This window comes from Shigella sp. SIG6 (genome assembly GCF_053555815.1).
Genome location: NZ_JBQZXC010000107.1, coordinates 1 through 12170, shown reverse-complemented (window position 1 = coordinate 12170; position 12170 = coordinate 1). Strand labels below are relative to the sequence as shown.

General features: G+C 52.8%; 7 protein-coding genes and 3 pseudogenes. All 10 read left to right on the top strand.

The features are described 5' to 3' along the window. Positions 1 to 168: 168 nt before the first annotated feature. The 10 genes and pseudogenes from kdpF to potE all read left to right on the top strand — a co-directional run bounded on the left by kdpF (position 169) and on the right by potE (position 12137). Complete coding sequence (gene kdpF / locus ACUU1M_RS15530; protein WP_001365534.1) at positions 169 to 258, top strand: K(+)-transporting ATPase subunit F; 90 nt, start codon at positions 169 to 171, stop codon at positions 256 to 258. Then, positions 258 to 1931, top strand: coding sequence for a potassium-transporting ATPase subunit KdpA (gene kdpA / locus ACUU1M_RS15525; protein ID WP_152029007.1), 1674 nt, complete (start codon positions 258 to 260; stop codon positions 1929 to 1931). Before kdpF ends, kdpA begins: the two co-directional genes overlap by 1 nt. A gap of 22 nt (positions 1932 to 1953) precedes the next feature. Then, a pseudogene (kdpB, locus tag ACUU1M_RS15520) lies at positions 1954 to 4001 on the top strand (potassium-transporting ATPase subunit KdpB). An 8-nt stretch (positions 4002 to 4009) separates the two neighbouring features. Next, positions 4010 to 4582: pseudogene (gene kdpC / locus ACUU1M_RS15515) on the top strand (K(+)-transporting ATPase subunit C). Next, positions 4575 to 7259 (top strand): annotated as a pseudogene (gene kdpD, locus ACUU1M_RS15510) (two-component system sensor histidine kinase KdpD). Before kdpC ends, kdpD begins: the two co-directional pseudogenes overlap by 8 nt. After that, a complete protein-coding gene (kdpE, locus tag ACUU1M_RS15505) occupies positions 7256 to 7933 on the top strand; it encodes a two-component system response regulator KdpE (protein ID WP_000186088.1) in 678 nt (225 codons plus the stop codon). The pseudogene kdpD and the gene kdpE overlap by 4 nt, the downstream one beginning before the upstream one ends. 161 nt (positions 7934 to 8094) lie before the next feature. Then, the gene (locus ACUU1M_RS15500; RefSeq protein ID WP_005049430.1) at positions 8095 to 8229 is read left to right on the top strand and encodes a hypothetical protein; all 135 of its coding nucleotides are present in this window, start codon (positions 8095 to 8097) and stop codon (positions 8227 to 8229) included. Continuing rightward, entirely contained in the window at positions 8208 to 8312 is a 105-nt protein-coding gene (gene speFL / locus ACUU1M_RS15495) for a leader peptide SpeFL (RefSeq protein ID WP_001312672.1), read from the top strand. Before ACUU1M_RS15500 ends, speFL begins: the two co-directional genes overlap by 22 nt. Before the next feature lie 310 nt (positions 8313 to 8622). Then, positions 8623 to 10821 carry an ornithine decarboxylase SpeF gene (speF, locus tag ACUU1M_RS15490; protein WP_005073311.1) on the top strand — a complete coding sequence of 733 codons (2199 nt, stop codon included), beginning with the start codon at positions 8623 to 8625 and terminating at the stop codon, positions 10819 to 10821. Beyond that, positions 10818 to 12137, top strand: coding sequence for a putrescine-ornithine antiporter (gene potE / locus ACUU1M_RS15485; RefSeq protein ID WP_000075845.1), 1320 nt, complete (start codon positions 10818 to 10820; stop codon positions 12135 to 12137). The genes speF and potE overlap by 4 nt, the downstream gene beginning before the upstream one ends. Positions 12138 to 12170: the final 33 nt, after the last annotated feature.

The following is a 12170-nucleotide window of genomic DNA, read 5'->3' as shown; positions in this document are numbered from 1 at the left end:
ACACTGTAATTAAATTACACAAAAGTTAAATTAATACTAACCATCAGTTAAATCATAGCCTTTGCCATTTTTATACTTTTTTTACACCCCGTCCGCAGATTTTTGCGAAATCTTTGCAGCCAGAATTCTACTCTTCCGGTATCACTTTTAGGCCACTGGAGGTGCACTGTGAGTGCAGGCGTGATAGCCGGCGTGTTGCTGGTGTTTTTATTACTGGGTTATTTGGTTTATGCCCTGATCAATGCGGAGGCGTTCTGATGGCTGCGCAAGGGTTCTTACTGATTGCCACGTTTTTACTGGTATTAATGGTGCTGGCGCGTCCTTTAGGCAGCGGGCTGGCGCGGCTGATTAATGACATTCCTCTTCCAGGTACAGCGGGCGTTGAACGTATACTCTTTCGTTTACCTGGCGTCTCTGACTATGAGATGAACTGGAAGCAATATCTTTGTGCCATTCTCGGCCTGAACATGCTGGGGCTGGCGGTGCTGTTTTTTATGTTGCTCGGTCAGCACTATCTGCCGCTTAATCCACAGCAGTTGCCGGGGCTGTCGTGGGATCTGGCGCTGAATACCGCCGTCAGCTTTGTCACGAATACCAACTGGCAATCTTATAGCGGTGAAACCACGTTGAGCTATTTCAGCCAGATGGCAGGCTTAACGGTACAAAACTTTCTTTCTGCCGCCAGCGGGATTGCGGTGATTTTTGCCTTCATCCGTGCGTTTACTCGCCAGAGCATGAGCACACTCGGGAATGCCTGGGTCGATCTGCTACGCATCACGTTATGGGTGCTAGTCCCTGTGGCGTTGTTGATCGCACTGTTTTTTATTCAACAAGGTGCGCTGCAAAACTTTCTGCCCTATCAGGCAGTGAATACCGTTGAAGGAGCGCAACAGCTGTTACCCATGGGACCAGTAGCTTCTCAGGAAGCGATCAAGATGCTCGGTACTAACGGCGGTGGCTTCTTTAATGCCAACTCGTCGCATCCGTTTGAAAACCCAACCGCACTGACCAACTTCGTGCAGATGCTGGCGATCTTCTTGATCCCAACAGCGCTGTGCTTTGCCTTTGGTGAAGTGACGGGCGATCGCCGCCAGGGGCGCATGTTGCTGTGGGCGATGTCAGTGATTTTTGTCATCTGCGTAGGCGTGGTTATGTGGGCAGAAGTTCAGGGTAATCCTCATCTGCTGGCGCTCGGCGCAGACAGCAGCATCAATATGGAAGGTAAAGAGAGCCGTTTCGGCGTGCTGGTCAGTAGCCTGTTTGCGGTCGTGACTACGGCGGCGTCCTGTGGCGCGGTGATTGCGATGCATGATTCGTTTACCGCTCTCGGCGGCATGGTGCCGATGTGGCTAATGCAAATTGGTGAAGTGGTGTTCGGCGGTGTCGGTTCTGGTCTTTACGGCATGATGCTGTTTGTCCTGCTGGCGGTGTTTATTGCCGGGCTGATGATTGGTCGTACACCGGAATATCTGGGTAAAAAAATCGACGTACGCGAGATGAAACTGACTGCACTGGCGATTCTGGTTACTCCAACACTGGTACTGATGGGCGCGGCGTTGGCGATGATGACCGACGCCGGACGTAGCGCCATGCTTAACCCTGGCCCGCATGGTTTTAGCGAAGTGCTGTACGCCGTGTCGTCCGCCGCTAACAACAACGGCAGCGCCTTTGCCGGATTAAGCGCCAACTCTCCGTTCTGGAACTGTTTACTGGCGTTCTGCATGTTTGTCGGTCGCTTCGGGGTGATTATCCCGGTGATGGCAATTGCCGGTTCGCTGGTGAGTAAAAAGAGCCAACCCGCCAGCTCCGGCACGCTGCCAACGCACGGCCCGCTGTTTGTTGGCCTGTTAATCGGCACCGTGTTGCTGGTTGGCGCACTGACCTTTATCCCTGCCCTGGCGCTTGGTCCGGTGGCGGAATATCTCTCCTGATGATATTGAGTGAGCACTGAATATGAGTCGTAAACAACTGGCGCTATTCGAACCAACACTTGTCGTTCAGGCGCTGAAAGAAGCGGTGAAAAAATTAAACCCGCAGGCGCAATGGCGCAATCCGGTGATGTTTATCGTCTGGATCGGCAGTCTGCTGACCACCTGTATTAGCATCGCGATGGCAAGCGGTGCGATGCCTGGCAATGCGCTGTTTAGCGCGGCAATTAGCGGCTGGCTGTGGGTCACCGTACTGTTCGCTAATTTCACCGAGGCGCTGGCAGAAGGCCGCAGTAAAGCGCAGGCCAACAGTCTTAAAGGGGTGAAAAAAACTGCCTTTGCCCGCAAGCTGCGTGAGCCGAAATATGGCGCTGCAGCGGACAAAGTTCCTGCCGATCAACTGCGTAAAGGTGACATCGTGCTGGTAGAAGCTGGCGATATTATCCCCTGCGATGGTGAAGTCATTGAAGGCGGCGCATCGGTCGATGAAAGCGCCATCACCGGGGAATCGGCACCGGTGATCCGTGAATCCGGCGGCGATTTTGCCTCCGTCACCGGCGGCACGCGTATTCTTTCTGACTGGCTGGTGATTGAGTGTAGCGTTAACCCCGGTGAGACATTTCTGGATCGGATGATCGCGATGGTGGAAGGCGCACAGCGACGCAAAACACCGAACGAGATTGCCCTGACTATCCTGCTGATTGCTCTGACCATCGTCTTTTTACTGGCAACCGCCACGCTGTGGCCGTTTTCCGCGTGGGGCGGTAATGCCGTGAGTGTAACGGTACTGGTGGCGCTGCTGGTCTGTCTGATCCCAACCACTATTGGTGGCCTGTTGTCAGCGATCGGCGTCGCCGGGATGAGTCGGATGCTGGGCGCGAATGTGATTGCCACCAGCGGACGTGCAGTTGAAGCGGCAGGTGACGTTGACGTTCTGCTACTGGATAAAACCGGCACCATCACACTCGGTAACCGTCAGGCGTCGGAGTTTATCCCCGCGCAGGGCGTGGATGAAAAAACGCTGGCTGACGCCGCACAACTGGCTTCGCTGGCTGATGAAACGCCGGAAGGTCGCAGTATTGTGATCCTCGCCAAGCAACGTTTTAACCTGCGCGAGCGCGATGTGCAGTCGCTCCATGCCACCTTTGTACCGTTTACTGCGCAAAGCCGGATGAGCGGGATCAACATCGACAACCGCATGATCCGTAAAGGTTCTGTCGATGCCATTCGCCGCCATATTGAGGCTAACGGCGGTCACTTCCCTGCCGATGTTGATCAAAAAGTCGATCAGGTTGCGCGTCAAGGAGCCACGCCACTGGTGGTGGTGGAAGGTTCTCGTTTGCTGGGCGTTATTGCGCTGAAAGATATCGTCAAAGGCGGTATTAAAGAGCGCTTCGCCCAGCTGCGCAAATGGGCATTAAAACGGTGATGATTACCGGCGATAACCGTCTGACTGCCGCCGCGATAGCTGCGGAAGCGGGTGTCGATGATTTTCTCGCCGAAGCGACACCGGAGGCCAAGCTGGCATTGATCCGTCAGTATCAGGCGGAAGGTCGTTTGGTAGCGATGACCGGCGACAGCACCAACGATGCTCCGGCGCTGGCGCAGGCAGATGTCGCGGTGGCGATGAACTCCGGCACCCAGGCGGCGAAAGAGGCGGGCAATATGGTGGATCTCGACTCTAACCCGACCAAGTTGATCGAGGTGGTGCACATTGGCAAACAGATGCTGATGACCCGTGGCTCGCTGACCACCTTCAGCATTGCCAACGATGTGGCGAAATACTTCGCCATTATTCCGGCGGCGTTCGCGGCAACATATCCGCAGTTAAATGCGCTGAACATCATGCGCCTGCATTCGCCCGACTCCGCCATTCTCAGTGCGGTCATTTTCAACGCCTTGATTATCGTCTTTTTGATTCCTCTGGCGTTAAAAGGCGTGAGTTATAAACCGCTTACCGCTTCTGCCATGTTGCGCCGTAACTTATGGATTTACGGTCTGGGTGGGCTGCTGGTGCCGTTTATTGGTATCAAAGTCATTGATTTACTGCTAACCGTTTGTAGTCTGGTGTGAGGTTTACCATGAGTGGATTACGTCCGGCATTATCGACATTTCTCTTTCTGTTATTGATTACTGGCGGCGTTTACCCGCTGCTGACCACCGCACTGGGGCAATGGTGGTATCCCTAGCAGGCCAACGGTTCGTTGATTCGTGAAGGTGATACGGTGCGCGGTTCGGCATTAATCGGGCAAAATTTTACCGGCAACGGCTATTTTCATGGTCGCCCGTCGGCAACAGCAGAAATGCCCTATAATCCACAGGCTTCTGGCGGGAGCAATCTGGCAGTCAGTAACCCGGAGCTGGATAAACAGATAGCCGCACGCGTTGCCGCATTACGGGCCGCTAACCCGGACGCCAGCACGAACGTTCCGGTTGAACTGGTGACGGCGTCGGCAAGCGGACTGGACAATAACATCACCCCGCAAGCGGCGGCCTGGCAGATCCCACGCCTCGCAAAAGCGCGTAATCTCAGCGTTGAACAGCTCACGCAGCTGATCGCAAAATACAGCCAACAACCGCTGGTGAAATATATCGGCCAGCCGGTCGTCAACATTGTCGAACTCAATCTGGCACTGGATAAGCTTGATGAATAACGAACCCTTACGTCCCGACCCCGACCGTCTGCTGGAACAAACTGCCGCGCCGCATCGGGGGAAGCTGAAAGTTTTCTTCAGTGCCTGTGCAGGCGTCGGGAAGACCTGGGCGATGCTGGCAGAAGCCCAGCGACTGCGGGCGCAAGGGCTGGATATTGTGGTTGGTGTGGTAGAAACCCATGGGCGGAAAGATACCGCCGCCATGCTTGAAGGGCTGGCTGTTCTGCCTCTGAAACGCCAGGCGTACCGTGGGCGGCATATCAGCGAGTTTGATCTCGATGCCGCCCTCGCCCGCCGTCCGGCGCTGATCTTAATGGACGAACTGGCGCACAGTAATGCGCCAGGTTCTCGTCATCCTAAACGCTGGCAGGATATCGAAGAACTGCTGGAAGCTGGCATTGATGTTTTCACAACCGTCAACGTTCAGCATCTGGAAAGTCTGAATGATGTAGTCAGCGGCGTCACCGGAATTCAGGTACGGGAAACCGTGCCCGATCCTTTTTTCGATGCCGCCGACGACGTGGTGCTGGTGGACTTGCCCCCGGACGATCTGCGCCAGCGGCTGAAAGAAGGCAAAGTCTATATTGCCGGGCAGGCGGAGCGCGCCATTGAACATTTTTTCCGCAAAGGCAATCTGATCGCCCTGCGCGAACTGGCACTGCGCCGTACTGCCGAGCGCGTTGATGAGCAAATGCGCGCCTAGCGGGGGCATCCTGGCGAAGAGAAAGTCTGGCACACGCGCGACGCGATCCTTTTATGCATCGGCCATAACACCGGCAGCGAAAAACTGGTCCGCGCGGCGGCGCGGCTAGCGTCACGGCTGGGGAGCGTCTGGCACGCGGTGTATGTTGAAACCCCTGCCCTGCATCGCTTACCGGAGAAAAAACGTCGGGCAATTCTCAGCACCTTACGTCTGGCGCAGGAGCTGGGCGCGGAGACGGCAACACTTTCTGCTCCAGCGGAAGAGAAAGCGGTAGTGCGTTATGCCCGTGAACATAATCTCGGCAAGATTATTCTCGGTCGCCCAGCCTCGCGCCGCTGGTGGCGTCGGGAAACATTTGCTGACCGACTGGCGCGCATCGCCCCCGATCTCGATCAGGTGCTGGTCGCGCTTGATGAACCACCCGCCCGCACGATTAACAACGCGCCGGATAGCCGCTCATTTAAAGACAAGTGGCGGGTACAGATTCAGGGATGCGTGGTTGCCGCCGCGTTATGCGCCGTTATCACCTTAATTGCTATGCAGTGGCTGATGGCGTTTGATGCCGCCAACCTGGTGATGCTGTATCTGCTTGGCGTGGTGGTGGTGGCGCTATTTTATGGACGCTGGCCTTCGGTGGTTGCCACCGTCATTAATGTGGTGAGTTTCGATCTCTTTTTTATCGCCCCACGCGGCACGCTCGCCGTCTCTGATGTGCAATATCTGCTGACCTTCGCGGTGATGTTAACCGTCGGGCTGGTGATCGGAAACCTTACTGCTGGCGTGCGTTATCAGGCGCGGGTAGCCCGTTACCGCGAGCAACGCACACGGCACTTATATGAAATGTCGAAAGCTCTGGCGGTGGGCCGCAGTCCGCAGGACATCGCCGCCACCAGCGAACAATTTATTGCCTACACGTTTCATGCACGCAGTCAGGTGTTGTTGCCCGATGACAACGGTAAATTGCAGCCGTTAACACATCCGCAAGGAATGACGCCATGGGACGATGCCATCGCGCAGTGGAGTTTTGATAAAGGCCTGCCTGCGGGCGCGGGCACCGACACGTTACCCGGTGTACCGTACCAGATTTTGCCGCTAAAAAGCGGCGAGAAAACCTACGGGCTGGTGGTGGTGGAGCCGGGGAATCTGCGCCAGTTGATGATCCCGGAACAGCAGCGCCTGCTGGAGACTTTTACGCTGTTAGTCGCCAATGCCCTTGAGCGGCTGACGCTAACCGCCAGCGAAGAACAGGCGCGGATGGCAAGCGAACGTGAACAGATCCGCAACGCCCTGCTGGCAGCGCTTTCGCATGATTTACGCACGCCGCTTACGGTGCTGTTTGGTCAGGCAGAAATCTTAACGCTCGATCTGGCAAGCGAAGGATCACCCCACGCCCGCCAGGCCAGCGAGATTCGTCAGCATGTGCTGAACACTACCCGACTGGTGAATAATCTACTGGATATGGCGCGAATTCAGTCCGGCGGCTTTAATTTGAAGAAAGAGTGGTTAACGCTGGAAGAAGTAGTCGGCAGCGCGCTGCAAATGCTGGAACCGGGTTTATCGTCGCCCATCAATCTTTCTCTGCCAGAACCGCTGACCTTAATCCACGTTGACGGGCCACTCTTTGAACGGGTGCTGATTAATCTGCTGGAGAACGCGGTGAAATATGCGGGTGCGCAGGCCGAAATTGGTATCGATGCCCACGTTGAGGGCGAAAATCTACAACTGGATGTCTGGGATAACGGCCCCGGTCTTCCGCCAGGCCAGGAGCAGACGATATTTGATAAGTTTGCTCGCGGGAATAAAGAGTCGGCGGTGCCGGGTGTCGGGCTTGGGTTGGCAATTTGTCGGGCGATTGTGGATGTACACGGCTGCACCATTACCGCGTTCAACCGACCGGAAGGTGGTGCCTGTTTTCGTGTTACACTTCCCCAGCAAACCGCTCCTGAACTTGAAGACTTTCATGAGGATATGTGACAAACGTTCTGATTGTTGAAGATGAACAGGCTATTCGTCGCTTTCTGCGCACGGCGCTGGAGGGCGACGGGATGCGCGTCTTTGAGGCCGAAACTCTGCAACGCGGCTTGCTGGAAGCGGCAACCCGTAAGCCAGATTTGATTATTCTCGATCTCGGCCTGCCCGATGGTGATGGGATTGAGTTTATCCGCGACCTGCGCCAGTGGAGCCCGGTGCCGGTGATTGTGCTTTCCGCACGCAGCGAAGAGAGCGACAAGATCGCCGCGCTGGATGCCGGAGCGGATGATTATCTGAGTAAGCCGTTTGGCATTGGCGAATTGCAGGCCCGTCTGCGCGTCGCTTTACGCCGCCACTCCGCCACCGCCGCGCCCGATCCGCTGGTGAAATTTTCCGATGTTACCGTCGATTTAGCCGCCCGCGTGATTCACCGGGGTGAGGAAGAGGTGCATCTCACACCAATTGAGTTCCGCCTGCTGGCGGTGCTGCTCAACAATGCCGGAAAAGTACTCACCCAGCGCCAGCTCCTTAACCAGGTGTGGGGGCCAAACGCGGTCGAACACAGTCACTATTTGCGTATTTATATGGGACATCTGCGACAAAAACTGGAACAGGATCCGGCCCGGCCTCGCCACTTCATTACTGAAACCGGTATTGGGTATCGGTTTATGCTTTGAATTGTTATTCAATAAATTCGCTTAAATAGTGATTAATTTATTATTAAACCTGCGCCGAATATTATTATTTGGCAGGTTTAATTTCTTAACGCAAATATAAAACACGAAATTACAACATTTAAGTAACAAAACAGCATCTAATATGGCGATATTCATAATTAATGATTTATTATCTGGGGTATGATCGTTTTTTGTTGATCTTCTTCACAGATTATAGCCATTTCATGGATAGAATAACTCTACCTTCAACTGACACAGCAAGCGGTAAAGGTAAATGGAAAATAATAACCGCTTAATGCCTCATATAAGGCGGACAACCCATATCATGAAGTTTGCCCATCGTAATAGTTTTGACTTTCATTTCTTTAATGCCCGCTAGTCTTCTGACTAAAGGGCACCCCAACGTACAGGTCTCCCTGACTTTAAGCATTACAGGTTAATACCTGTATTCCTCGGTGCTCATATACTGCTAACCCTTTTAAACTCTAAATAATTCGAGTCGCAGCACTTGCAACTTGAGGTATGACGAGTATAGCCAGTTACCGGGCTGGTCTGGGTTATTGCATCTGCAAAAAGCAAACTACTGATTTATTTATCAGCGGTGGAGCTTTGCTTTTTTTCCGGCGTGATCGATTTCTCCTTTGAGAAATTGAGGACCTGCTATTACCTGAAATAAAGAGATGAATAAAATGTCAGAATTAAAAATTGCCGTTAGCCGTTCTTGCCCGGATTGTTTTTCCACTCATCGTGCATGCGTGAATATTGACGAAAGTAATTATATTGACGTTGCTGCCATTATTTTATCAGTCAATGATGTTGAACGTGGAAAACTCGATAAAATAGACGCTACTGGCTATGGCATTCCTGTTTTTATTGCAACGGAAAATGAAGAACGTGTACCAGCAGAATATCTGCCACGTATTTCTGGTGTCTTCGAGCATTGCGAATCACGGAAAGAGTTTTATGGACGTCAGTTAGAAACCGCTGCTAGCCATTATGAAACGCAACTGCGCCCGCCCTTCTTCCGCGCACTGGTCGATTATGTCAATCAGGGCAATAGCGCTTTTGACTGCCCGGGTCATCAGAGAGGTGAGTTTTTCCGTCGTCATCCGGCAGGGAATCAGTTCGTGGAGTACTTCGGAGAAACGCTGTTCCGTTCCGACTTATGCAACGCAGACGTAGCAATGGGCGATCTGCTGATTCACGAAGGCGCGCCATGCATTGCACAGCAACATGCGGCAAAAGTGTTTAATGCCGATAAAACATACTTCGTTCTAAATGGCACTTCATCTTCTAACAAAGTGGTTTTAAACGCCCTGCTAACACCGGGTGATCTGGTGCTGTTTGATCGCAATAACCACAAATCTAACCACCACGGAGCGTTGCTACAGGCTGGTGCAACACCGGTTTATCTGGAAACGGCACGTAACCCGTATGGCTTTATCGGTGGCATTGATGCGCACTGTTTTGAAGAAAGTTACCTGCGTGAGCTGATCGCGGAAGTCGCACCGCAGCGGGCAAAAGAGGCTCGTCCTTTCCGCCTCGCTGTAATTCAGTTAGGCACCTACGACGGTACGATTTATAACGCCCGCCAGGTGGTGGATAAAATTGGTCATCTGTGTGACTACATTCTGTTTGACTCCGCATGGGTTGGCTATGAGCAATTTATCCCGATGATGGCTGACTGTTCGCCGCTGTTGCTGGATCTTAATGAGAACGATCCGGGTATTCTAGTTACGCAATCCGTACATAAACAGCAGGCTGGTTTTTCTCAAACTTCACAAATCCATAAAAAAGACAGCCACATCAAAGGGCAACAGCGTTATGTACCGCACAAACGCATGAACAACGCCTTTATGATGCACGCCTCCACCAGCCCGTTCTATCCGCTGTTTGCCGCACTGGATATCAACGCCAAAATGCATGAAGGTGTCAGCGGTCGTAATATGTGGATGGATTGTGTGGTAAATGGCATTAATGCCCGCAAACTGATCCTCGATAACTGTCAGCATATTCGTCCGTTCGTACCTGAACTGGTGGATGGTAAACCCTGGCAGTCGTATGAAACAGCGCAAATTGCGGTTGATCTGCGCTTCTTCCAGTTTGTACCAGGGGAACACTGGCATTCTTTTGAAGGCTATACAGAGAATCAATACTTTGTCGATCCTTGCAAACTGTTGCTGACAACCCCAGGTATTGATGCACGTAACGGCGAATATGAAGCGTTCGGTGTACCCGCGACGATTCTTGCTAACTTCCTGCGCGAAAATGGCGTAGTGCCGGAAAAATGCGATCTTAACTCCATCCTCTTCCTGCTGACTCCGGCAGAAGATATGGCCAAACTTCAGCAACTTGTTGCCCTGCTGGTACGCTTCGAAAAACTGCTTGAGTCCGACGCGCCATTAGCAGAAGTGCTGCCTTCCATCTACAAACAGCATGAAGAGCGCTACGCCGGTTATACCCTGCGTCAGTTGTGCCAGGAAATGCATGATTTGTATGCCCGCCACAACGTGAAACAACTGCAAAAAGAGATGTTCCGCAAAGCGCACTTCCCACACGTCAGCATGAATCCGCAAGAAGCCAACTACGCCTATTTACGCGGTGAAGTGGAGCTGGTTCGTCTGCCGGATGCCGAAGGTCGTATCGCTGCCGAAGGGGCGCTTCCTTATCCTCCGGGTGTGCTGTGTGTTGTTCCGGGTGAAATCTGGGGTGGTGCTGTTTTGCGTTACTTCAGCGCTCTGGAAGAAGGGATCAACCTGCTGCCAGGTTTTGCACCGGAGCTGCAGGGTGTCTATATCGAAGAACATGATGGTCGTAAGCAAGTTTGGTGCTATGTCATCAAGCCTCGTGATGCGCAAAGCACCCTGTTGAAAGGGGAAAAATTATGAGTCAGGCTAAATCGAACAAAATGGGCGTCGTTCAGTTAACCATACTGACGATGGTCAACATGATGGGCTCCGGTATCATCATGCTGCCGACAAAGCTTGCCGAAGTTGGGACAATTTCAATTATCTCCTGGCTGGTGACAGCCGTAGGCTCAATGGCACTGGCATGGGCATTCGCAAAATGCGGTATGTTCAGCCGTAAATCAGGTGGTATGGGCGGTTATGCCGAGTATGCTTTCGGTAAATCCGGTAACTTTATGGCGAACTATACCTACGGCGTCTCACTGCTGATTGCTAACGTCGCGATTGCTATTTCGGCGGTTGGTTACGGCACCGAACTGCTCGGCGCGAGTTTGTCGCCAGTGCAGATTGGTCTTGCGACCATCGGGGTGCTGTGGATTTGTACCGTGGCTAACTTTGGTGGTGCGCGCATTACCGGGCAAATCAGTAGCATTACCGTGTGGGGGGTCATTATTCCGGTGGTAGGCCTGTGCATTATCGGCTGGTTCTGGTTTAGCCCGACGCTTTACGTTGATTCCTGGAATCCGCATCATGCACCGTTCTTCAGTGCAGTAGGTTCTTCCATCGCTATGACGCTGTGGGCTTTTCTTGGTCTGGAGTCTGCGTGTGCGAATACTGATGTAGTGGAAAACCCGGAACGTAATGTGCCAATCGCGGTACTCGGTGGTACGTTAGGTGCGGCGGTGATTTATATCGTCTCCACCAACGTGATTGCAGGGATTGTGCCCAATATGGAGCTGGCAAATTCAACGGCACCATTTGGCCTGGCCTTCGCACAGATGTTCACACCAGAAGTGGGTAAAGTCATTATGGCGCTGATGGTGATGTCCTGCTGCGGTTCGCTGCTTGGCTGGCAGTTCACCATTGCCCAGGTGTTTAAATCTTCATCTGATGAAGGCTACTTCCCTAAAATTTTCTCCCGTGTAACCAAAGTGGATGCACCGGTGCAGGGAATGTTGACCATTGTGATTATCCAGAGCGGGTTGGCGCTGATGACGATTAGCCCGTCGCTAAACAGTCAGTTCAACGTGCTGGTTAACCTGGCCGTGGTGACCAATATCATTCCGTATATTCTGTCAATGGCGGCATTAGTCATTATTCAGAAGGTCGCTAATGTGCCCCCCTCAAAAGCGAAAGTTGCAAACTTTGTTGCTTTTGTTGGCGCGATGTATAGCTTTTATGCGCTGTACTCATCCGGGGAAGAAGCCATGCTGTACGGTTCCATCGTGACCTTCCTTGGTTGGACACTGTATGGTCTGGTATCACCACGCTTTGAACTGAAAAATAAACACGGTTAAAAAAGCAAAGTAAAAAAGGGCGATCTTGCGACC